The sequence below is a fragment of the Acidobacteriota bacterium genome (genome assembly GCA_012729555.1).
GTDB lineage: Bacteria > Acidobacteriota > UBA6911 > UBA6911 > UBA6911 > UBA6911.
On record JAAYCX010000015.1, the window covers coordinates 81,898 to 105,138 of the forward strand.

Here is a 23,241-nt window from a genome sequence, read left to right on the forward strand (position 1 = left end):
GCAAGGCCCTCCCGTGGGGCCCCCTGCGGGCCCCGGGCCGGCATGGGAGCCGGCCCGGAAGGGGCCCGGGAATGCGGAAACGGTCGCCTCATTCCGACCGGGATTCGGCGGGGGGAGGCGGGCGGAGCCCCATGTACTCGAGCATGCCGCGCGCAGCGCGCCGTCCGGCGCCCATCGCCAGGATCACCGTGGCCGAGCCGGTTACGATATCCCCCCCGGCGAAGACCCCGGGCACGCTCGTCATCCCCGTCCGCTCGTCCACCTCGATATACCCCCAGCGGTTCACCGCCAGCCCCGGCGTGCTCTGGGCGATGATGGGGTTGGCCGTGGTCCCCAGCGCGTAAACGACCATGTCCACGTCGAGCATGTACTCGGACCCCTTTTTCGGGACGGGGCTCCGGCGGCCCGAGGCGTCGGGTTCTCCCAGCTCCATCTCGATGACCTCCATGCCGATAACCCACCCCTGGTCGTTGCCGAGGATGCGCACCGGGTTGGTCAGCCACTTGGCGATGATGCCCTCCTCCAGGGCGTGGTGCAGTTCCTCGGCCCGGGCCGGGGATTCCTTGATGCTCCGGCGGTAGACCAGGTACACCTTCTCGGCCCCCATGCGCAGGGAGACCCTCATCGCGTCCATGGCCGTGTTTCCGGCGCCGATCACGGCCACGCGCCGGCCCATCCCCACCGGCGTGTCGTACAGGGGCTGCCGGAAACCCTGCATGAGGTTGACGCGCGTCAGCAGTTCGTTGGCGCTGACCACCCCGTTGAAAGCCTCGCCCGGGATTCCCATGAACTTGGGGCTGCCCGCGCCGGTGGCGATGAAGGCCGAGTCGCAGCCCATTTCACCCAGGAGCTGGGGAATCGTGAACAGCTTGCCGATGATGCAATCGAGCTCGAACTTGACCCCCAGCCGGGCGAGGTTTTCGATCTCGATGTCGATGATGTCGTTCGGAAGGCGGAACTCGGGGATGCCGTACTTGAGCACGCCGCCGGCCACGTGCAGGGCTTCGTAGACGGTGACGTCCACCCCCGCCTTGACGAGGTCGCCGGCGCAGGCCAGGCTCGCGGGACCCGAACCGATAACGGCCGCCTTCTTCCCCGTCTTCACGAATTGCGGCGGCTTGTCCCACCCCCGGCCCGCGGCGAAATCGGCGACGAAGCGCTCCAGCCGGCCGATGGCGACCGGTTCCAGCTTCCGGCCGATGATGCAGGTGGCTTCGCACTGCACCTCCTGCGGACAGACCCGGCCGCACACGGCGGGGAGCGCGTTGGAGTCCTTCAGGATCCGGTACGATTCCCCGATGTCCCGGCGGGCCAGGGCGCCGATGAAGCCCGGGATGTCGATCTCCACCGGGCAGCCGGGCACGCATTGCGGCTTCTTGCACTGCAGGCAGCGGTCGGCCTCGCAGAGCGCCATCTCCAGGGTGTACCCCCGGGCCACCTCCTCGAAATTGCCGGCGCGTACCACGGGGTCCTGTTCCGGCATCGGGGTGCGCGCGGGAGCGATCGTCTTGATGTTCCTGGGCACCCGGGCCTCGGCCGCCTCCGCGGGCACGGGGGTGGGGGGGGCTTCGGCGATCGGCGGCCGGCTGCGCGATACGGGCACCGCCGGATTCTCCCCGCCCTGGCCGAGCGCCGCAAGCTTCCGGCGCTCCTCCTCGTAGCGCGCCAGGCACCCCTTCTCCTCGCATTCGAAGCGCTTCTGCCGCAGCATCAGCTCGTCGAAATTGACCTGGTGCCCGTCGAAATCGGGCCCGTCGACGCAGGCGAATTTCATCCGCCCCCCTACGGTGACCCTGCAGGAGCCGCACATGCCGGTCCCGTCCACCATGATGGAATTGAGGCTCACCATGGTGCGGATGCCGTATGGCCGGGTCAGTTCCGAGCACGCCTTCATCATCGGCAGCGGCCCGATGGCGATCACCTCCTCGATGTCCCTGTGCTCCTCGAGGACCTGGGCGAGCACGACGGTGACGAAGCCCCTGGTCCCGTAGGAACCGTCATCGGTCGCCACCCGGAACTCGTCCGACCAGGCCGAAAAGCGGTCGGCCCAGAACATCAGGTCCCGGCTGCGGAAGCCGATGATGGAAATGGTGGCGGACCCCAGTTCCTTGTGCCGGCGCAGCTGGGGAAAGACGGGGGCCACCCCCAGCCCCCCGCCCACGAGCACCGCCTTCTTCCGCCGCTCGAGATGGGACTCCACCCCCAGCGGTCCGATGAAATCGATGACGGAGGAGCCCTCAGGGAGGGCCATCATCTGGTGGGTGGTCTTGCCCACCGCCTGCACCACCACCGTGACGGTCCCCCGACCGCGATCGAAATCGGCGACGGTCAGGGGGATCCGTTCGCCGGTGTCGTCGATGCGCACCATGACGAAATGCCCCGGCTGGCACGCTCTCGCCACGTCCGGGGCCTCGACTTCCCACAGAAAGGTAACGGGCCCGAATTGCTCGCGCTTGACGATCCGATACATAGGCACCCTCGCACTGGTTTCCGGTCAGGGTTCAGAAGTGGGGCCAGTATAGCAAACGGCCGACGAGGGCAACAAGCGCATTCCCGGAGGGGGGAAAGCGGGGGCGGCGGAGGGGTCAGCGCGGGCGCACGCTGATGCCCAGCCAACGCCCGGGCATGTCGACCCCCCGGATTTCCTGGTAGGCGTTGTCGAGCAGGTTGGTCCCCTCGACCCCGAGAATGAAATGGGGGAACACCCTCTCCACCGCACCGTCGAGGATCCAGTATCCTCGGCCGTCGGCCCGCCGCTTGTAGCCGAGCGACTGCCGGGAACGAAGCCCGAGCGGGAGGGGGAAATGAGCGGCGGAGACCCAGCCGTGCCGCGCGTAGTCGAGCACGTACTTGGAAACGTAATCCACGGAGCCCGCATCGGACACGATCAGGCTGTAGCGCGTCTCGAGGCCCGCGTGCGGGCCCAGGGCATGCCGGAGCCCGATTTCGATCCCCCCGGTGCGAAGGCGGCGGATGTTGGCGGTGCGCCATTTCTCCCCGGGCGTCGAGCGGACCCAGTCGATGACGTCGGTCTCCCGGCGGGAGAAGAGGGTGAGGGAACCGAGCCAGTCCGCGGCGGGGATGAAATCGGCGCCCAGCTCGGCCGACCAGGCCCGTTCGGGCCCGAGCCGGGGGCTGGCCTCGTGATTCGGGTCGCGGTAGTGGAGTTCGGTGAAGGTGGGGATCCGGAACGCGCGGCCGATGGAGGAACGAAGCCGGATGCGCGGGGTGGCCCACAGGCTGGCGCTCAGGGAGGGGCTCACCGCGGAACCGAAGTTGGAGTAGTGATCGAAGCGGATCCCCGGGTAGACCGCCGCCCGCTTCGGCGCGCTCCACTCGAGTTCGGCGGACAGGCTCGATCTCGAGAAGGAGTGGTCTCCGAGAGTGCCGGAAGCGATCCAGTCCGCACCCGCCTCCCCCCCCAGCGTGAGGGCGGCCGCGTCGCCCAGCGGCACCCGGGCCCTGGCCGAGGCTCCCGCGGCATGGGTGCGGTGCCGGCTCTCGAAAAGGCCGGGGGTGCGGACGTCGTACAGGAACCGGTCCCCGTGGGTCCGGTACCAGCCCCGGAAATCGGCGTGGACGCCCCGGGCGATCCCGTGGCTTCGGGAAAGGGAGACCAGCGTCTGGTTCGTCCATTCCCTGGAAGGGGCCGGCCCGTAGAAGCCGTCCGCCCCGAATTCCCTGTCGGCGTGGGACACCGCCAGGGTCGTGGACTTCCCGATCTGTGAACGCGCGGCGAACGTTACGGCGCGGAAATCCCGGTCGTGCCGAAATCCCGAGGAACGGCCCGCGGTGACGCTGAAGGACTGCCGGAGCGTACCCTTTTCAAACCCGGCGGAGAGGGAGCCCTCGGCGAAGCCGTGAGCCCCGGCGCCGACCGCCGCTCGCACCCCCGGGGCCGGGGCGCGCGTGATGATGTGCACGGTGCCGCCGAAGGCGTCCGCCCCGTAAATCGAGGAACCGGGCCCCAGCAGGACCTCGATCCGCTCGATATCCTCCATGGGGACGGGAATGTCGGCGTTGTGGTGCCCCGTCTGGGAGTCGTTGAGCCGCACCCCGTCGACCAGGACCAGGACCTGGGAAAACGAAGATCCACGCAGCCGGATGTCCGCCTGCATGCCGGAGGGGGCGCGGGCGCCGACATCGGCTCCCGCGTGCGCCAGGATGTCGGGGATGGAGTGGACCGGGAGACGGGCGATGTCCTCCCGGGTCAGCACGGCCACCGACCTCGACAGGTTCCCGAACGGGACCGGGGAGGCGTTGGCCGTCACCACCACCTCTTCGTCGGGAAGATTCCCGGCGCCCATCAGGGCGGCATCGAAAAAGGGGGGGGCCAGCAGGAGAGTAGAGAGGACGGCAACAGCCGGAAACCGGAACGTCATATCTAGGGGATGAACCGGGATCCGGGCCGCGGCCCGGATCCCGGGGTCGAAACATCAGGCCTTCAGGTCCATCTTGCCGGAAAGGTAGGATTCGTAGGCCGCCAGGTCGAAGTGGCCATGCCCGGAGAGGTTGAAGAGAATGACCTTCTTTTCCCCGGCTTCGCGCGCCTCGAGGGCGTGCACGACGGCGCTATGGATGGCATGGGCGCTTTCGGGCGCGGGGATGGTCCCCTCGCACTGGGCGAACCGGAGGGCGCTCGCGAAGCAGTCCCCCTGGTTGTAGGCTTCCGCCTCGATGAACTTCCCGGCCAGCAGGTGGCTCACCAGTGGGGCGGAACCGTGGTAACGCAATCCGCCGGCGTGAACCGGGGGGGGGATGAATTTGTGCCCCAGCGTGTGCATCATCATCAGCGGGGTGTTGCCCGCCACGTCGCCGAAATCGTACTCGCGCGGCCCCTTGGTCAGGGTGGGGCAGGAGAGCGGCTCCACGGCGATCACCCTCAGCTTCGACTCCGTCCCTTTCAGGCGGCCCTTGAGGAACGGGAACGCCAGGCCGGCGAAATTGCTCCCCCCCCCGTGACACCCGATCACGTAATCCGGGTATTCCCCCGCCATCTCCAACTGCTTCATCGCTTCCTGGCCGATGATGGTCTGGTGGAGCAGGACATGGTTCAGCACGCTCCCGAGGGCGTACTTGGTGTCGTCCCGCTTGACGGCGTCCTCGACCGCCTCGGAGATGGCCAGACCGAGGCTTCCGGGGGAATCGGGTCTTTCGGCCAGCGCCTGACGTCCCGCCTCCGTCAGTTCGGAGGGGCTGGGGACGATGGTCCCACCGTAGGCGTTGACCATGATCCGGCGGTACGGCTTCTGATCGTAGCTGACGCGCACCATGTAGACCATGCACTCCAGCCCCATCAGCTTGCAGGCGCACGCCAGCGCGCACCCCCACTGCCCGGCGCCCGTCTCGGTGGCCAGGCGCTTGACCCCCTCCTGCTTGTTGACGTAGGCCTGCATGAGGGCCGTGTTGAGCTTGTGGCTCCCCACCGGGCTGACGTGCTCCGACTTGTAGTAGATGTGCGCCGGGGTATCCAGCGCCACTTCCAGGGCGCGCGCGCGATAGACCGGGCTCGGACGGTAGAGGCGGTAGATGTCCCTCACCTGGTCGGGAATCTCGATCGCAGGCTCCAGGGTGACTTCCTGCTGGATCAGGCCCATGGGAAAGATCGGGGCCAGGTCCTGGGGGCCGATCGGCTCCCGGGTGCCGGGATGCAGCGCCGGGGCCAGCGGAGTCGGGAGATCCGCCTGGATATTGTAAAAATGCGTAGGTATCTCGGATTCCGGAAGAGTGATCTTGGTATCGGTCATGACACGTTCTCCTTCATTGGAAACTGCGAGCATAACACAGGACGGACCGGACGTCAGCGGGGATTATGCCGCCGCGCCGGATTCCAAGCCCCCCGCGCGCCGCCCCTTACGTCCCTTGCCTGGGTATTTCTACCATCACGAAAATGGGTAATTGCACGAATTGAACCCGCCCCCCCTTCCGGAGTGTAATGGAAACGCAGACCGGGGAAGAACAACTGTTCCGGAGGGCTCCATCGCCGCCGGGACAGGGTTGTGGGGATACGGTTCCCGGGTCCGGTTTTCCTGGGGGGGGGGCCGGGCACGGGAACCATCCCCACGCGAAGGTCACGCATGTGACCCATGAAGGAAGCGCGAACCAACCCACCCCCTCAACCGGCGGTCCTGTCCCCGCAGGACCGTTCCCGCCTGATGAACCTGCTGCGAACATGGGGCCCCGGCCGCCAGGCCGGGGCCCTCTTCTTTTAAGCAGCGGGTCAGCAACGGGCATTACCGCAGATTCCGGATGTAGTCCACCATCCGCCGGAGTTCGTCCTCCGTCATCACGGTTTCGGGCATGGCGGGGGGGTATCCCCTGGTGATCTCGGCGGCAGGGTCCAGGATCGCCCGCCTGAGGTAATCGTCGTCGATCCTCACGGTGCGCTCACGGCCGTCCCGGTCCAGGACCGTCCCCTCCATGCCGTAGATCCCCTTCAGGGTGGGGCCGACCATGGGGCTTCCGTCCACCGAATGACAGGCGGTGCAGGACTTGCGCTCGAGCAGTGCCATGGCCGGGTCCGGGGCCGGGGCGGGAGCGGGGGAAGCGGGTTTGAGGAAGCGCGCGGGAATGTCGTCCTCCTCGCCGAAGTACCAGGCTTCGAAGTCCTCGACCGGGACGACCACGGCCTTGGCGTTCATGATCGCGTGGCTCACGCCGCAGATGACGGTGCACTCGATGTCGAAGGTTCCCAGCTGCGTCGGGACGAACCAGGTGTAATTCACCTTTCCGGGCACCACGTCCTGCTTGATCCGGAAAGCGGCGATGAAAAACCCGTGAATCACGTCCAGGGAGTGGAGTTCGAGCTTCACCGGCCGGTCGGCCGCCAGCAGGAGGTGGGAGGTGCGCTTCCCGTTGGGATACCGGAAGGACCACGCCCACTGCCTCCCCGTGACCTCGATCACCATGGCGTCGCGCGGGACCTCGCGCATGTAGCTGTAGTTGGTCCACCCGTAGAGGAACATCGTGATGAAAATCAGGGTCGGGATCGCCGTCCAGGCGAACTCCAGCCAGCCGTTCCCCTCGATGTCCACTCCCCGGGGGTGGCGCTTCCGGTTGTACCGGATGACGAACCAGACGAGGGTGGCGGTGATGAAGAGGAGGAAGACCGCGCTGAGCACGAGGATGAAGAGAAAGACCGCATCCACCCTTCCCGCGGCGCTTGAGGCTTGTGGAATGAACGGCATGGCTTCACCTGTAGAGAAGGTCGGAAAAGAGCAGCCCGATGACCAGGACCAGCAGCCCCAGGGTGACGAAGACCAGCCCCGTCAGCAGCGGTTTTTCATACTTCAGGTGCATGAAAAAGTAGAAGATCAGCGCCGCCTTGACCGGTGTGATCACCAGCATGGCCCACACCGACAGGGAGGGAGGCAGCAGCGTGCCCGCCGCGACCAGCGCTCCCGTCAGGCCGAGGAGCACGAGCCAGACGCGCACCAGGGTCCGGTAAGGCATGACGCGGGTTTCCGATCCGGTCCGGTCCATCCTCCCCCCTCAGGCCGCCAGGTAGAACAGGGGCAGCAGAAACACCCAGATCACGTCGACCAGGTGCCAGTAGAGCCCGGCGTTTTCCAGCTTGTGGTAATCCCCGCCCGTGATCCGGTTCCGGAGCACGAGCGCCAGCATGACGGCCAGCAGCACGATGCCGGCCATGACGTGGAGCCCGTGCAGCCCCGTCATGCTGTAGTAGAGCCCGAAGAAGATCTGCTCCCCCTGGGGCCTTTCGGCCAGCAGGGGGGAATCGGGGTAGAATCCCCGCGCGATCTCCCCGCTCCACTCGAAGTACTTGTTGACGAGGAAGAGGGCTCCCAGCGCGATCGTGCCGGCGAGGCTCGCCAGTGCCCCGCGCCGCCGCCCCTTCCGAAGGGCCGTGATCGCGACGGCCATCGTGAGGCTGCTCGTCAGCAGGACGACGGTGTTCGCGACGCCGAGCACGGCGTCGAGGTGGCCGCCCGCCTCGTGGAATTCGTTCGGGTAGCGCGCCCGGTAGGCGGAATAGAGGATGAAGAGCCCCCCGAAGAGCAGAATCTCGGTGAAGAGAAAGAGCCACATCCCGAACCTGGCGCCTTCGTGGTCCACATGCCCGCCATGGGCCGCCGCGGCCGTGGTCATTCGGAAACCTCCGGGTTGAAGCGGTAGGGGCGCCCCCGGATCTCGGGGATGACGTCGAAATTCTCCGCCGGCGGGGGGGAGGCGATGCGCCACTCGAGCGTCACGCCCCCCCACGGGTTGGCTTCAGCCCTCTTCCCCCTCCGGAGCGCCGCGACCAGGTTGGCGAAGAAAAGCACCAGCCCCGCCGCCAGGATGAAGCCCCCCACGCTCGCGAGGACGTGGCCCGTGTGGTACTGCGGCAGGTGGGTGAAATAGCGCCGCGGCATCCCCATGTACCCCAGCACCAGCATGCCGAAATAGAGGAGGTTGAAGCCGACGAAGATGGGGGCCCAGGCGAGGTTTGCGATCCTCTCGTTGTAGGTCCTCCCGAACATCTTGGGGAACCAGTAGAGGAGCGCGGCGAAGAAGGCGATGCCCGTCCCCCCGAACATCACGTAATGGAAATGGCCGACGATGAAATAGGTGTCGTGCAGGTGGACGTTCACCGCCAGGGCCCCCTGCATCAGCCCCGTCAGCCCGCCGATGGCGAAGAGGAACACGAACGTCAGCGCGTACAGCATCGGGGGCCGGACCTCGATGGCCCCCTTGTAGAGGGTGGAGGTCCAGTTGAAGACCTTGATGGCGCTCGGCACGGCCACGAGGAAGGTGAAGAGGGAAAAGAGGAGGTTGGCCTGCTCCGACATCCCGCTCGTGAACATGTGGTGGCCCCAGACCAGCGAGCCCAGGAACGCGATCGCCATCGAGGACCAGGCGATGGCCCGGTAGCCGAAGACCGTGCGGTGGGCGAAGGTGGGGAGGATTTCGGTGATGGCCCCCATGGCGGGGAGGATCATGATGTAGACCGCCGGGTGGGAATAGGTCCAGAACAGGTGCTGGTACAGGATCGGATCCCCCCCCTTGGCCGGGTCGAACACGCCGATGCCGAACACCCGCTCGGCGATGACGAGCAGCAGGGTGATGCCGACGATGGGGGTGGCCAGGAGCTGGACCCAGGCGGTCCCGTACAGCGACCAGGCGAACAGGGGCATCCGGTGCCACGTCATCCCCGGGGCCCTCAGCCGGTGGATGGTGGTGATGAAATTGAGCCCGGTCAGGATCGAGCTGAACCCCAGCATGAAGACGCCGAAAAGCCCCAGGGTGACGTTCGTGCCGGTGCGGACGCTGAAGGGGACGTAGAACGTCCACCCGGTGTCGGGGGCCCCGTCCCCCGTGAAAAGGGAGACGAAGACGATGACGGTGCCGGCGACGAAGGCGTACCACGACATCAGGTTCAGGCGCGGGAAGGAGACGTCGCGGGCGCCGATCATGATGGGGAGGAAAAAGTTCCCGAACACGGCCCCGAGCCCCGGCAGGACGAACATGAAGATCATGATGACGCCGTGGACCGTGAAGAAGGCGTTGTACACCTGCGGCGCGAAGAGCGGCGGGTCGAGCACCAGCTGCTCCACCCGCATGAGCACCCCGATGACGACGGCGACGAAGAAGAGGCCCGTCATGGTGGCCAGGTACAGAATCCCGATCCTCTTGTGGTCGGTGGAAAGGACCCAGCCCGCGATCCCCCCGCGCCCGCCCGTATCCAGATAGTTCGACATCTCAGGCCTCTCTGCGGTCGTTTCCCGCCCTCATTCAGAGTCTCCGCCCCGGGAAGCGGAGCGCTTCCCCCTCCTGGACCGCCGGAGGATCAGGACGACGAACAGCGCGGCGAGGAGGAGGATGATGCCCCCCGCCAGGCGCGTCACGCTGAGGACGTAGGTCCGCCCCTCGGGATCGTAGGTGTAGCAGAAAGCCAGCACCCGGGAAATGGTCGGGCGCACCCGCCCGCCGGCCGCTTCCCTTATGGCCATCTCCACGTCCGCCGGGACATAGCTGGTGCCGTAGATATAGCGGCTGATGACACCGTCGGGCGTCAGCAGGATGATGGCGCCCGGGTGGGCGAACATCTCCCCCTGCCGCAGGTATCGGTAACCGGCCGAATCGGCCACCTTCCGGGTGTTCCCGCCCGTGCCGGTCAGGAAGCGCCAGGCTCCCGGGGGGAAAGGGCGGCGCATCCGGTTCAGGTAGTTGGCCTTCTTCTCGCGTGCCAGCGCGGGGGTATCGGCGGGGTCGAAGCTGACGGCGACGATGTCGTAATCCTTCCCCGGCTCCGCCTCGAGCCGGTTCACCACGCTGACCATGTTGTTGAGCATCGTGGGACAGATCCCGGGACAGCTGAAATAGTTGAAGATCAGGATCACCGGCCGCCCGACGAACTGCCCGAGCGTGACCTCCGCGCCGCTTTCGTCCCGGAGCGGCACGTCCAGGGCGACGAGGGCGCCGAGCTTCTCGTCGATGCCGACCTCGCCCCCCTCCTCCACCTGGCCGCGACCGGCCGGGACGCTCAGCATCCACAGCAGGCACGGCACCAGCAACACCGCCGTCTTCCTCATCCCGTCCCCCCCTCCTCCATTATTTCACACCCCCCGGCCCGGACGCGAGCCGTCGCAGCAGTTCCCGGTGGAGGCGCTCCCACTCCTCCGTCGTCAGAGTGGCCAGGCGGGGCGCAAACCCGTTGCCCGGAACCCCGGGGAGCAGAAACTCCGCGAGATCGGCCTCGCTCCCCCGCCACCGGTCGGAGCGCGCGAGGACCAGGGAAGCCCGGGACGGGTCGGCCACCACCCGCCCGAGGAGCTCCCCCCCGGGGACCGAAAGGTCGATCGGCGGGTTCCCGCCCTCCGCAGCCCCGAATTCGGCCTCAAGCCGCGCCATCGCCAGGCTGACCGGGATCCGGTTCGGCACCCGCTCCCCCGCCGAGGCGAGCGCCCCCCCGAGCGCCTCGACCGCCGCGGGGTCGGCCGGTTCGGCCGGCGCGCCTCCGAGCGCCAGGACATGGTGGGCAAGGGCCATGCGGTCCTTCCGGGAGAGGAAATCGTAGGGCGTCATCGACGTCTTCGGGATCCCCTCCTCCAGCGTCCGGAAAAGGCCGGGAAGATGACGTCCGTGGACCCAACCTTCCGACCCCGCGAGGTTGCGCGGGCGCGGGTTCATCGTTCCGGCGGCCGGCCCGTCCCCCTCCCCGCGCGGGCCGTGACAGGTGACGCATTGGGCGGCGTAGAGCTCCTCTCCGCGCGCGCGCAGTTCGGGCGTCGGCTCCATCAGGGAGTCGGGATCGACGGGGGGGATGACCCTCCCCCGGGCCGGGGGGAATTCGGTGGGATCGAGCCAGCCCGAATTTCCGGCGACCGGACGCACCGCCGCCTCGGTCGCGGGTTTGGCGGCGCTGCGCATCCCGGGCACGACGAGGATGGCGAAGAGCGCGGCCACCGACAGCCCCGCCAGCACGACGGCCAGGGCCGCGAGCAGCCGCCGGAGTTCCTCCCGGTCCAGGTATCGCTCGATCATAGCCGGAACTCCAGGCCTTCGCGCAGGAAGGGGTCGCCGACCGGCATCGCCTCGCCGCGCCCCATCAGGCGGCGCACCCGCCAGACCCCCCCGGAGAGAAAGAGCAGGGCGAAGGCAAGTTCGGGCCAGCCGAAAAGAGGCGCCCCCGCGACGGAGGGGAAGAGCATCCAGTAGAGGTCGAGCCAGTGCATGGCCAGCATGAGGAGCGAAACCCCGAAGAGGAGCCGGGGACGGCTCTTGGCGTCACGCGGGATCAGGACCAGGAACGGCACCAGGAAATGGAGCAGCGCCAGGGCCAGCAGCATCCCCCCCCAGGCGCCGTGGAGGCGTTCCCCGTACCAGAAGACCTCCTCGGGGATGTTGGCGTACCACATGAGCAGGTACTGCGCGAAGCCGATGTAGGCCCAGAACACCGTGAAGGCGAAGAGGAACCCGCCGAGATTGTGAAGGTGGTCCGGCCCGACGCCGGCGAGCCGCCCCACCTCCCTCAGGTGAAGGGTGAAGAGGGTGGTGGCCGCCAGCCCGGCGAGGAAGGCGCCGGCGAAGACATACACCCCGAAGATGTCGCTGTACCACACCGGCTCGAGGCTCGAGATCCAGTCGAAGGCCGTCACCGTGACGGTGAGCCCCAGGATCACCATGAAGAGGGGGGCGAAGCGGCGGGCGCGGCGGTTGAACCTGGGGTCCCCCGTCTTGTCCTGACGCCGCGACCCGCGCACCAGGACCGCGTAGGAGACCGTCCAGAGGAGGACGCAGGCCGCGACCCGGAGGGCGAAAAACGGTTCGTTGAGCCACGCGCTCTTCCCCGCGACCAGGGGATCGCGGAGCCCCTCGGCCGACGCCCAGGGGTAGAGGGTCCCGAGCGAGAGCAGGCCCACGAGCGCCGCCCCCCCCATCGGCGGGACCAGGCCCGCGATCGTCTCCGGCACCCGCCGCAGCGGCACGCTCCAGCGCGCCCCCACCACGTGCTCCAGGGCCACCAGGAAGAGGCTCCCGAGCCCCGTCGTGAGCAGGAACAGGAACCAGAGGACCCAGTTGATCCAGAACCGCTCCCGCTCGCAGAGGAAGAAGGCCGCGGCCACCCCCGCGAGCCCCAGGGCGGCCGCCGTCATCGTCACCTGTCTGGAGTCCCCCCTCACCGCGCCCCCCCCTCGAAATCGGTGTCGAGCGCGTTGAGCGCCCGCTCGAGCACCCGGACATAATGCACCGCCGCCCAGCGCTCCTCCTCGGCGAGATCGGACGAGTAGGGGGGCATGGCGTTCTTGCCGGTGACGATGACGTGATAGATCGCGCCGTCGGAGAGTTCCCGCCCGGCCCCGGCCGTGAGACGGGTCGGACTGGCCCCGTAAGCGTCCGTGAGGAAACCCTCCCCGTTCCCCAGGAGGCCGTGGCATACGGCGCAGTGGGTGTCGTAGACCGCGCGTCCCCGCCGGAAGACCGCGGCGCTCCCCGGCAGCGGGTTCACCAGCCGCGAGGCCTCCTCCTCGTTCGGGAGCGGCCCGGGAGGCGCCCCCTGGCTGACGGTGCCCGCCACCGGGGGCCGCATACCGGAACCGTCCGCAAAAAACGGGTTCCCCGACTGCGGGTCGAGCCGCGGCTGATCGAGCATGTGCACCATGGGGATCAGGCGGGGAAAGAGCTTGATCCCCCAGTAGGTCGTCCCCGCCGCGGCGAGGCACGCCAGGAGGATGGCCCCGAGCGTGGCCGCCAGGAGTTTCGGGGAAGCGGGACCGGGCGCGGGAGGGCGCTCCACCACCTCGACCGCCGCGGCCCCCGCCTCCTCGAGGAGGAGGGCGAGCGCCTGCGCGTCGAGCGGTTCCCCGGCCGATTCCACCGCCAGGCCGAACCGGTCCCGGGTCAAGAGCGCCATCGACCTCGAGCGGAGCATGGGGTGTCCGAGCCCGGGCAGGCGGTTGAGCAGCAGCAGCATCCCCAGTCCCGCGGTGAGGGCGGCGAACAGGACGGTGATCTCGAACAGGATCGGGACGAAGGCCTCCCAGGAAAACACCGGCTTGCCCGCCGTCACCAGCGGGTAGTCCCGCCCGCTGGTCCAGAGCTCGAGCACCAGGGCCGAAAGCGCCCCGATGAGGCCCATGACGAACACCATCCCCCCGATCGGGGATTTCCGGTAGCCCAGCGCCCGGTCGAGGCCGTGCACGGGGTAGGGGGTGTAGGCCTCCAGGCGGTGGCCCGTCCTCCCCTTCACCTTCCCGATCGCCTCGAGGAGCGCGTCGGGGGTGTCGAACAGGCCCAGGACCGAGAAGGGCCCCTGCGCGGGATTCATCGCTCCTCCTTCCCGGAACGGGGCTGGGCCCCGGGCAGAACCATTTTCATCTCCGTGGTGGCGATCACGGGGAGCACCCGGGCAAACAGCAGCACCAGGGTGAAGAAGAGGCCGAACGACCCCACGAGGATGCCGTAGTCCACCAGCGTCGGGCGGTAGACGTGCCACGAGGAGGAGAGGAAGTCCTGGTGCAGCGAGCTGACGATGATGACGAAGCGCTCGAACCACATCCCGACGGTCACCGCCAGGGAGACGAAGACCATCCCCGGGATGCTGCGGCGGAACCGGCGCAGCCAGAGGAGCTGGGGGATGGCGACGTTGCAGGCGATGGTGATCCAGCCCGCCAGGCCGTAGGTCCCGCCGATGTACTGCCTGAAGGTGTGATGGATGCTCGGGTTCATGCTGTACCAGGCGGTGAACCCCTCGAGGAGGTAGGCGTACCCCATCAGGCAGGAGCAGGTGAGGATCACCCGGTTCATCATGTCGAGGTGGTAGGCGGTGATGAGGTGCTCGAGGTGCATGGTGGAGCGCACCACGACCATGGCCATGACCACCATGGCGAAGCCGGCGAAGACGGCGCCCGCCACGAAATAGGGGGGGAAGATGGTCATGTGCCAGCCGGGCACCAGGGAAACGGCGAAATCGAAGGAAACCACGCTGTGCACGGAGAGGACCAGGCCGGTGGCCAGGCCGGCGATGACGAGGTAGGCCCGCTCGTAATGGTGCCAGTGCGAGGAAGCCCCGCGCCACCCGAGGGAGAGCACGGAATAGACGAAGCGGCGGACGCCGGGCGCGGTCCGGTCCCGGAGCGAGGCCAGGTCGGGGATGAGGCCGATGTACCAGAAGAGGAGGGAGATGAGGAAGTAGGTGTTGACGGCGAAAACGTCCCAGAGGAGGGGGGAGCGGAAGTTGGGCCACATCCCGCGCTGGTTGGGGTAGGGGGCGAGCCAGAACGCGAGCCACGGCCGCCCCACGTGGATGAGGGGGAAGAGGGTGGCGCAGATCACCGCGAAGATCGTCATCGCCTCGGCGAAGCGCGAAATCGAGTTGCGCCAGCGGGCGCGGAAGAGGAGGAGGATGGCCGATATCAGGGTGCCGGCGTGGCCGATCCCGACCCAGAACACGAAATTGATGATGTCGAACGCCCAGGCGACCGGGATGTTGTTCCCCCAGACCCCGATCCCGGTGGCGATCGTGTAGAGGATGAGGACGATCCCCAGGAGCGCCGCCGTCGAGGTGACGCCGAAGGCGATGAACCAGGCAAGCGGGGGGCGCCGGCCCACGGGGGTGAGCAGCTGGTCGTCGAGGTCCCCGATGCGGACCGGGCCCTCGAGCACCGGGGGGGGCTTCAGGGACTCCAGGATCGACGCGCGCGCGCCCGCCGCCGGTCCCGTCATGATTCCCCCTTCCCGGCAGGGTTGCTCAAATCCGCCAGGTAGGTCACCTTGGGCCCGATCCCCAGGTCCTCGAGCAGCCGGTAGCCGCGCCCGGACGCCGCGAGGCGCGAGACCCCGCTTCCGGGGTCGTTGAGGTCGCCGAACACGATGGCGGAGGCGGGGCAGGCGGCGGCGCAGGCGGGACGGATATCGCCGTCGGCCAGGGGGCGCCCCTCCCCCTTCGCCCGCTGCTTCGCCTCCTGGATCCGCTGCACGCAGAAGGTGCATTTTTCCATCACCCCCCGCGGACGGACCGTGACCTCCGGGTTGTGCACCAGGGTTTCCGGCTCCCTCTTCATCGAGGTGTAGTCGAAGAAATTGAAGCGCCGGACCTTGAAGGGGCAGTTGTTGGAGCAGTAGCGCGTGCCCACGCACCGGTTGTACGCCATCTGGTTCAGCCCGTCGGGACTGTGGGTCGTCGCGTTGACGGGGCAGACGATCTCGCAGGGGGCGTTTTCGCACTGCTGGCACAACATCGGCTGGTGGAGCACCCGGGGGGTTTTCGGGTCCCCCTGGTAGTAGCGGTCGATACGGAGCCACTGCATGTCCCGGCCGAGCGCCACCTGCTCCGGGCCGACCACCGGCACGTTGTTTTCGCTCTGGCAGGCGACGACGCAGGCGCTGCAGCCGACGCAGGCGGAGAGATCGATGGCCATGCCCCACTTCCGCCCCGGGTAGTCGCGCTTCGGGATCAGCGACGCCGTGGCGTGGGCCTCACCGTGGTGTCCCGCCCGGCCCGCCCCGGCGGCGAATTCGGCCAGGGTCCAGGACCGCACGGGGCTCCTCGGCTCCATGCGCGGGTGCGTCTGCCGGCGGATGACGGCGCCCCTTTTCCGCTTCCCCGCCGGGAGGATGCGGATCGCGGGGACCAGGCAGGGAGCCCCGGACCGGGAATCGGTCAGGCGGAACGCGTTGACCCCGATCCCGGCGGCCACGCTCCCCGTGCGCCGGCCGTAGCCCAAAGCGATGGAAGCGACCCCCGGGGCCTGCCCCGGCTGGACGATGACCGGGGCCTCGAGCGCGGCGCCGCCCGAGGAGAGCTCCACGAGCGCCCCCTCCTTGAGCCGAAGCCGGTCCGCATCCTCGGCGGAAAGGAGGACCGGGTTTCCCCAGGTCACCTTGGTGACCGGGTCGGGCAGTTCCTGCAGCCAGCCGTTGTTGCCGTAGCGGCCGTCATACACCCCCGTCCCCGGGGAGAGGACCAGTTCCATTTCCTCCCCGCCGTCCGGAAGGGACCGTTCCGCCGCGGCCGCCGCCCTCCGGATCTCCGCCGCGTCCGCCGCGGGCGGATCGAAGGGTTCCGGCTTCCTCCCGACGCCCCCTTCGCCGAGCGCCGCATTCCAGAACGATTCGAAGGACGCCGGGCTTCCCAGGGGGAACTGCTCGAGGAGCCAGCGCGATTTCAGCCGCTCCTGCCAGCTCTCCGCAACCGGCAGCTTCATCCGGCGCATGCCCTCCATGAGGATCTCCTCCCCCTGAAGCGTGCCGTAGAGCGGGGAGACCACGGGCTGCCGCAGGCCGACGAACCCGGGGACGGGATCGAAATCGCCCCACGACTCCAGCCAGTGGCTCTCCGGGAGGCGCCAGGTGCAGTCCAGCGCGGTTTCGTCCTCGTACAGGCCGATCCGGAAGGTGGCCGGAACGCGGGCGACCGCCCGCTTCCAGAGCTCGGTGTCGGGGAAGGCGTAGGCGGGGTTGGCGCCCCAGAAAACGGCCGCCGCGAACTTCCCCGCCGCCGCCTCCTCGAGCAGTTCCCGGAGCTGCCCGAGCCCGATCAGCCCCCCGGGGGCGGGACGGAGCTCCACCGTGCGCCCCGCCCCCCCCAGCATGAGGTTCAGGAGATGACAGGCCACGTGCGCCTCCCGGGGGAGGGCGGGGCCCGCAATCGCCAGCGACGACGCCCCGGACCGGGCCAGGTCCGCGGCCAGGCGCCCGAGGTCCGGCGCCGCCAGGCCGAGGCGCGGGGGGGCCGTCTCCGGGCCGAAGGGTTCGAGGTCTCCCGGCTCGAGCCCCCCGGGGAGCGGGAACGCGTGCGCCTCGTGGAGCAGGCGGATGAGGGTGAAGACCAGGCGCGCCATCCGGGTCGGCCGCATCCGCCGGCGCTCGTCGGCATTGGCCCCCGTCAGCGTCATCGCCCCCTCCAGGGCCCAGAGGCGGTTCATCCCCTCCCCGTGCGGGGCGGGGGCGCGGCGCCGGGCGAAGGCTCGGACATGCTCGGCGGAGCCGGGGTCCGCCCCCAGGAAATCGGCCTCGAGCGCCAGGATGACGTCGGCACGCTCCACGCGGATGCGGGGGGCCAGGGGCCTGCCGTAGAGGGCCCCGAAGGCGCCCGCCTCCGCCCCTGCCCGGCACGGTTCCCACGCCGCGTGCCGGAGGCCGGGGAGGGCGAAGCCGAGATCGTCGAGGAGTCCCCTCAGGGTGGGGGAGATGACGGCCCCGGTCAGCAGGAGGACCGGCCTGTCGTGAAGGCGCGCGTCCTCGAAGGCGGACCCGAGCGCCCCGAGCGCCTCTTCCCGGGTTGCCGGAATTCCCAGGCGGGAGGGGGCCCGCAGCCGGTCGGGGTCGTAGAGCCCCAGCAGGTCCCCCATCGCCCGCAATCCCGCCTGCCACCCGGGCGCGGGGGAAAGGGGGTTCGGCTCGAGATGGATGGGCCTCCCTTCCCGGGTGCGGATGGTGAGCGCCTGCGCCGTGGTCCCTTCCTGGAAGGTGCTCGAATAGAAGACGGGAACCCCCGGGACGATCTCCCCCGGGGTCCGGGTATACGGAACGACGCTCCCCCGGTCGGCCCTCGAACAGGAAACGCCCGGCAGGAGGGCGGCCGAGGCGGCCAGGAGCGCCAGGAAACGCCGGCGCGAAATGGCGTCGAGCCCCTCCAGCGGGTCCCAGGCTTCCGGCGCCGGTGTCCGGTCGTGCGTGTATGCCTCTTTCACCCCACCCCCCGATGAAACCCCGACGCCCGCGCTAGCGGTGGCAGGCGGCGCAGTGCTCCGGACCTTGTGCGAAACCGCTCTCGGCGACGATCGCCTCCCGCGGATCCCGCGCCCCCTCCGGGTCGCGATGGCACGCCAGGCAGTTCGACATCCGCATCGACATGACCTGCCGCACGAGCTGCATCGACTCCACCTCCCCGTGGCACGTCTGGCACGCGACCCCTCCGTTCACGTGCGGCCGGTGGTCGAAAAAGACATGATCGGGGAGCGCGTGGACCCGCGCCCAGTGGAGGGGCTCCCCTCTATCGTAGACGGTGTGGATCCTGCGGATGTCGGGCGCTTCGGTGCGCGTCACCCGGTGGCAGTTCAGGCACTTCTCGACCGGCGGGATCCCGGCCACCCTCGATTTGGCCGCCCCCGTGTGGCAGTACCGGCAGGGGATCCTGAGACTCCCGGCATGCAGCAGGTGGGAATAGGCCACGGGCTGCTCCGGCTGATACCCCCGCGCGAGCCGGTCCGGCTGCGTGACCCAGCCGACCCCCAGGGAGACCCCGAGCACCGACACGAGCCCCACGGGCAGAACGAATCTGGATAGGTTGAAAATCTCCTTGCCCGATCCGCGCAGGAAGTTCATCCGGTGAATTTTCCAGGTTCAAGACAGAACACAAACGATGCCGGGATCCGCATTCCCGGCGCTGCAGTCCCATTGTTCCATCGGGCGTCACGCCCTGTCAAGGCGGAGATGGGCGCAGGCGCCGCACCGCCGCCAGCTGCCGGCGGTAGAGGGCGCGGATCTCCGCGAGGTCCCCGTCGTAGCGCCCGTCGCTGAAATCTGGGAAGGTCCATTCGAAGGGGTGGTAGCGGCCGGCGCGGTAGCGGGCGGTCAGGTCGGCCCAGACGCCGTCGCCGAGGTAGATCTTCTGCCCCGCCCCCTTGAAGCTGGCCAGGACGATCTTGTGGTGATCGAGGTAGCCCGCGTCCAGGTTCACCCGCCGCCCCTTCCCCGCGGCCAGTTCCTCCTCGACGGCGCTGGACTCGTGCTTGGCCCGGACCAGCCGGCCGGGGGGAACCAGCGGTTCGAACGACACCAGGCGGCGCTTGAGGCCCGGCCCCATCTCCGGTTCGTAGTAGTCGGTCAGATCGAAAGGCCGGTCCGCCCCGATGAAGTCGGTACCCCCCCACAGGGCGCGCAAACGCTCGAGCGCCGCGCCGAGCGCCTCCTCGCCCGCCCATAGGACGGCGACGAAAAGCTTGACCGGGTCAACGTCGCGCGGCCGTGCCATCGGCTCCCCCCCGTTCCCCGAGAATGGAAAGCGCGCGGGCAAGCAGCGCCGGCGCCATCCGGAACTCCGCGGCGACGCGGGCGGCCCACTCCCCCTCCGGCACGCGGCTGCGCTCGGTCGCTTCGCCGCGGGTGACCTGCAGCATCGACCCGCGCACGTAGACATGCCCGGACTCCGTCGCGCGAACGAGCAGGGGGTAGCGCATCATCTCCCATCCGAAGGAGGCGTCCCAGGCCCGGTGAAACCGCGCGCGGTCCACGGGCACGCGCTTGTACGTCAGCCGATGGGTCCGCGTGCCGCCCCGGATCGTGCCGAGTCCGATCCGCTCCCCCGCGGGGTCGGGCGAGAGGACCAGGCGCCCCCTCCCCGTCGTGAAAGCGCGGTCCCCGCCCGGCTCGAGCGGGAGGGGATCGACGATCAGGTACCCCGGGTCGAGCAGGTGCGGCACGCCTTCGATCCATACGACGAGGGCGCAGTGGGTGTCGGGTCCGTAGGGACGGTCGGCCAGGATCGCCTCCGCCCGCCAGCCGAGGGCGCGCACCAGGCGGAGAAGGGTCGACGTCAGCGCGAAGCAGGTGCCGCCGGCCCCCCAGGCCCGGTGGTCGGCCAGCACCTCCGCAGGCGAGCGCCGCGCCTCTTCAGGAGTCCCGCATGCGGCGTGCTTGAGGATCTTGGTGATGTTTTCATAGGGGAGCCGGGCAAAGGCGGCGGTCGTCTCCCCCAGGACCCGCCGCGGCCGCCCGTCCCCCGCTATGCCGAAATGCCGCAGAAACTCCTTCAGAACATCCATACCGCTATTGTATCAGCCCGAATGCCGGCCGCCACGGAAATGCCTGAAGGTTTCATTCCCGGAGTTTACGCGTTTCCCCGCCGGTGGTATTATGCCCGATTCCGGGATAGGCGGCGCCGGTCGCGCCGGACGGGAAAACTGACAGTGGGAGTCCCTGATGAGCAATGACCGCATTGTGATTATCGGAGCCGGCATGGCGGGTGCCGCGACCGCCTACTTCCTGGCCCGGAGGGGCCGGCGCCACATCCGCCTGCTCGAGAAGGAGAAGATCGCCGGGACCCAGTCGACCGGCCGCAACGCCGCCATCCTGCGCACGATGATCCCCGCACCGCTGCTGAACCGGATCGCCTGCACCTCCGCTCGGTTTTACCTCGACCCGCCTGCGGGCTTTTCTACCGAACCGCTGGTCGAAAAGGTGGGGGTCTACCTGGCCGCCGGCCCGAACCACGCGGCGACGCTCCGGTCGTGGTGCGAAGCGAATCCCGAAAACGGGCAGGCGCCGGTCGACCCCTCCGTGATGTACGGCCGGATCCCCATCCTGGCACCGGGGCTCACGCACGTGACCCACAAGGCCGACGACGGGGTGCTCGACGTGCACGCCATCCTGCAGGGCTTCCTCCGCGGCGCCTCCCGCAACGGGGCCGAACTCCTCCTGGGGCGTGAATTCCTGGGCCTGCGGGTGGCGGACGGCCGGCTCGCGGGAGTGGAAACCAGCGAGGGATTCCTCGAGGCGGACAAGGTCGTGGTCGCCAACGGCGGGTGGGCGGCGGCCGCGGACACCTTCGGCCCCTATGCGCTTCCGTTCGCCCCCTACCGCCGGCACCTGATGGTGACCTCGCCCCTCCCGGAGGTCGATCCCCACTGGCCCGTCGTCTGGATCGTGGGGGAGGAGTTCTATTTCCGGCCGGAAAGCGGCGGGCTCCTTCTGTGCGGGTGCGACGCGGTGAAGGTGGCGCCCGAACAGGGGGAGGTCAGCGATCCCGCCGAACTGGAAAAGACCGCGGTCAAGGCCGCCCGCTGGCTCCCGGGGCTGGCGGACGCCCGGATCGCCCGCTCCTGGGCGGGAATGCGTACCTTCGTGCCTGACGACCTCTTCGTCATCGGCGCCGATCCGCGCCTCGAGGGGCTCTTCTGGGTCGCCGGGCTCGGCGGGCACGGCATCACCTGCGCCCCCGTCATCGGCCGCCTGGCGGCGGAATGGATCGCCGAGGGGGGGAGCGCCCACCCGGCCGCGCCGGCGCTGGCTCCCGCGAGGCTGCTCGGCTGACGATTTGCGATTGACGAATGCGCCGGACGGGTTAGGATAACGGAAAAAAGAGCACGGCGAAACGCCTCATCGCGGAGAGCGGATGCCCGACATCAGCGGGAAGGTTCTCATCATCGGCGCCGCGGGCGCCGCCTCGACCCTCTGCCGCAGGGCGCTCGAGGCCGCCGGGTACCGGGCCGTGGCCGCCGAAGACCCGGCCCGCGCCCTGGACCGCCTGCGCCGGGAATCGTTCGACGCCGCCCTGCTCGGGCTGAGACTCCCGGGCCCCGCGGGGCTCGAAACGCTCGCGAACCTGCGCACGGAATCGCCCCGCCTCCCCGTCATCGTCCTCGCCGGGCAGCCGTCCTTCCCCGCGGCGGTCGCGGCCATCAAGGCGGGGGCCTTCGATTACCTTCCGGAACCCCTGGACCCCGAGACGGTGACGGCGGCGGTGGACCGGGCGGTCCGCTCCTCCCGCCGGGCCCTGGAAGACGCCTGCATCGGCCGGGAACTCGAGCGCGAACCGCCCCTGCCCGCCCTGATCGCGCGTTCCCCGGCCATGGCCCCCGTCATCCGCCTCATCCAGAAGGCGGCGGCGGGAGACGCCGCGGTGCTGATCACGGGGGAGCCGGGAGTCGGCAAGGAGGTGGTCGCCCGGACCATCCACCGCATGAGCCGCCGCTCCAGCCGCCGCTTCGTCAAGGTCGATTGCGCCGCACCCGCGGAAGGCGTCTTCGAAAGCGGAGTGTTCGGCGCCGGAACCCTTTCCACCGCGCGGGAACGCGGCCCGGGAAGGGTCGAGCTGGCCGAGGGGGGCACCCTTTTCCTGGGCGGCATCACCGGTCTCGGCCTGGCGCTGCAGCGGAACCTGCTGCGCTTCATCATGGAAGGCGAACGCGCGGGCGCCGGGAGCGTCGGCCGGGCCGATGTGCGCCTCATCGCCTCCGCGCGGGGCGATCTCCAGCCGGCGGTAAGGAAAGGAACGTTCCTCGGAGAGCTCCACGAGAGGCTCCGGGGCGTCCATATCGCGGTGCCGCCGCTGCGCGACCGCCCGGCGGACATCCCCGCGCTGGCCGATTACGTCCTCCGCACCCGGTCCGGGGAAAAGGGGCGCGGACCGCGCGCGCTTTCGAGCGCCGCCCTGGATCTGCTCGCGCGGCGCGCCTGGCCGGGCAATGTGCGGGAACTGATCCGCCTGCTCGAGCACGCGCTGGAGGCCTCTCCCGCCGCGACCCTGCAGCCGGCGGACATCCCCCCGGAAACCCCCGAACCGGGCGCCCCGGAGGGCCGCCTGGCACGGGTGGAGCGGGGCGAGATCCTCGCCGCCCTCGATCGCTTCGGGGGGAACCGCACCCGGGCGGCCGGGTACCTGGGGATCCACCGGAAGACCCTGCGCGAGAAGATGGGGAAGTACCGGATACCGTGCCCTGAAAAGTAGGAGGGGGGCTTCATGCGCCTGCATGAAGCCCCCCTGGTTTACACTTTCAGTTCAGCCCGAAAGCTAGAAGCTGATCCGGATCTTGGCCTGGAACGTCCGGTGCCCGCCCTTGGTCGACAGGTAACCCAACGGGTTGATGCTGTTGAGACCGAAGTCCGGGTTGCCGATGGAGGTGAAGCGGGCGTTCCACTGCATCGAGCTGTTCGACGGAGTCGGGTGATTGAAGATGTTCTGCGCGTCGACGCGCAGGTCGATCCTCTTCCCTTCCATGAACTCGATCGATTTGCCCATCGCCATGTCCAGGCTCCACCGGCCGGGGCCGGCGAGCGAGTTGGGCAGGAAGTTGC

The 23,241-nt window shown here is 69.1% G+C and carries 19 protein-coding genes; 2 read left to right on the plus strand and 17 right to left on the minus strand.

Features of this window, described 5'->3' with window-relative positions:
• Positions 1 to 88: 88 nt before the first annotated feature.
• The 16 genes from gltA to GXY47_04680 all read right to left on the minus strand — a co-directional run bounded on the left by gltA (position 89) and on the right by GXY47_04680 (position 20,210).
• Positions 89 to 2,470 (minus strand): NADPH-dependent glutamate synthase, encoded by a 2,382-nt coding sequence (gltA, locus tag GXY47_04605; GenBank protein ID NLV30417.1) that lies wholly within the window; start codon positions 2,468 to 2,470, stop codon positions 89 to 91.
• Between the two features lie 115 nt (positions 2,471 to 2,585).
• A complete protein-coding gene (locus GXY47_04610) occupies positions 2,586 to 4,382 on the minus strand; it encodes a TonB-dependent receptor (GenBank protein NLV30418.1) in 1,797 nt (598 codons plus the stop codon).
• 54 nt (positions 4,383 to 4,436) lie between these two features.
• Positions 4,437 to 5,747 (minus strand): TrpB-like pyridoxal phosphate-dependent enzyme, encoded by a 1,311-nt coding sequence (locus GXY47_04615; protein ID NLV30419.1) that lies wholly within the window; start codon positions 5,745 to 5,747, stop codon positions 4,437 to 4,439.
• A gap of 486 nt (positions 5,748 to 6,233) precedes the next feature.
• A complete protein-coding gene (gene coxB, locus GXY47_04620; protein NLV30420.1) occupies positions 6,234 to 7,187 on the minus strand; it encodes a cytochrome c oxidase subunit II in 954 nt (317 codons plus the stop codon).
• A gap of 4 nt (positions 7,188 to 7,191) precedes the next feature.
• Positions 7,192 to 7,482: a cytochrome C oxidase subunit IV family protein gene (locus GXY47_04625; protein NLV30421.1), complete on the minus strand. Its 291-nt coding sequence runs from the start codon at positions 7,480 to 7,482 to the stop codon at positions 7,192 to 7,194.
• A 9-nt stretch (positions 7,483 to 7,491) separates the two neighbouring features.
• The gene (locus tag GXY47_04630; protein NLV30422.1) at positions 7,492 to 8,109 is read right to left on the minus strand and encodes a cytochrome c oxidase subunit 3 family protein; all 618 of its coding nucleotides are present in this window, start codon (positions 8,107 to 8,109) and stop codon (positions 7,492 to 7,494) included.
• Positions 8,106 to 9,701 carry a cytochrome c oxidase subunit I gene (locus tag GXY47_04635; GenBank protein NLV30423.1) on the minus strand — a complete coding sequence of 532 codons (1,596 nt, stop codon included), beginning with the start codon at positions 9,699 to 9,701 and terminating at the stop codon, positions 8,106 to 8,108. The genes GXY47_04630 and GXY47_04635 overlap by 4 nt, the downstream gene beginning before the upstream one ends.
• 30 nt (positions 9,702 to 9,731) lie before the next feature.
• Positions 9,732 to 10,535 (minus strand): SCO family protein, encoded by an 804-nt coding sequence (locus GXY47_04640; protein ID NLV30424.1) that lies wholly within the window; start codon positions 10,533 to 10,535, stop codon positions 9,732 to 9,734.
• A gap of 19 nt (positions 10,536 to 10,554) precedes the next feature.
• Entirely contained in the window at positions 10,555 to 11,487 is a 933-nt protein-coding gene (locus GXY47_04645; GenBank protein NLV30425.1) for a cytochrome c, read from the minus strand.
• Positions 11,484 to 12,605, minus strand: a complete 1,122-nt coding sequence (locus GXY47_04650) for a quinol:cytochrome C oxidoreductase (GenBank protein ID NLV30426.1) — start codon at positions 12,603 to 12,605, stop codon at positions 11,484 to 11,486. The genes GXY47_04645 and GXY47_04650 overlap by 4 nt, the downstream gene beginning before the upstream one ends.
• Before the next feature lie 17 nt (positions 12,606 to 12,622).
• The gene (locus GXY47_04655; protein NLV30427.1) at positions 12,623 to 13,771 is read right to left on the minus strand and encodes a DUF3341 domain-containing protein; all 1,149 of its coding nucleotides are present in this window, start codon (positions 13,769 to 13,771) and stop codon (positions 12,623 to 12,625) included.
• Positions 13,768 to 15,168, minus strand: a complete 1,401-nt coding sequence (gene nrfD / locus GXY47_04660) for a polysulfide reductase NrfD (GenBank protein NLV30428.1) — start codon at positions 15,166 to 15,168, stop codon at positions 13,768 to 13,770. Before nrfD ends, GXY47_04655 begins: the two co-directional genes overlap by 4 nt.
• Positions 15,165 to 18,137: a 4Fe-4S dicluster domain-containing protein gene (locus GXY47_04665; protein NLV30429.1), complete on the minus strand. Its 2,973-nt coding sequence runs from the start codon at positions 18,135 to 18,137 to the stop codon at positions 15,165 to 15,167. Before GXY47_04665 ends, nrfD begins: the two co-directional genes overlap by 4 nt.
• Positions 18,138 to 18,168: 31 nt before the next feature.
• A complete protein-coding gene (locus GXY47_04670; protein ID NLV30430.1) occupies positions 18,169 to 18,771 on the minus strand; it encodes a cytochrome c3 family protein in 603 nt (200 codons plus the stop codon).
• Positions 18,772 to 18,868: 97 nt separating this feature from the next.
• Positions 18,869 to 19,420 carry a DUF4416 family protein gene (locus GXY47_04675; protein NLV30431.1) on the minus strand — a complete coding sequence of 184 codons (552 nt, stop codon included), beginning with the start codon at positions 19,418 to 19,420 and terminating at the stop codon, positions 18,869 to 18,871.
• A complete protein-coding gene (locus GXY47_04680; GenBank protein NLV30432.1) occupies positions 19,398 to 20,210 on the minus strand; it encodes a hypothetical protein in 813 nt (270 codons plus the stop codon). The genes GXY47_04675 and GXY47_04680 overlap by 23 nt, the downstream gene beginning before the upstream one ends.
• Before the next feature lie 193 nt (positions 20,211 to 20,403).
• Between GXY47_04680 and GXY47_04685 the strand changes: the two genes are divergently transcribed.
• Positions 20,404 to 21,477 (plus strand): FAD-binding oxidoreductase, encoded by a 1,074-nt coding sequence (locus GXY47_04685; GenBank protein ID NLV30433.1) that lies wholly within the window; start codon positions 20,404 to 20,406, stop codon positions 21,475 to 21,477.
• A gap of 82 nt (positions 21,478 to 21,559) precedes the next feature.
• On the plus strand, positions 21,560 to 22,894 hold the full coding sequence (locus GXY47_04690; GenBank protein ID NLV30434.1) for a sigma-54-dependent Fis family transcriptional regulator: 1,335 nt from the start codon (positions 21,560 to 21,562) through the stop codon (positions 22,892 to 22,894).
• 63 nt (positions 22,895 to 22,957) lie between these two features.
• On the opposite strand, the gene GXY47_04695 is transcribed toward GXY47_04690, so the two are convergent.
• The coding region (locus GXY47_04695) for a hypothetical protein (protein ID NLV30435.1) at positions 22,958 to 23,241 on the minus strand (284 nt) is incomplete at its 5' end.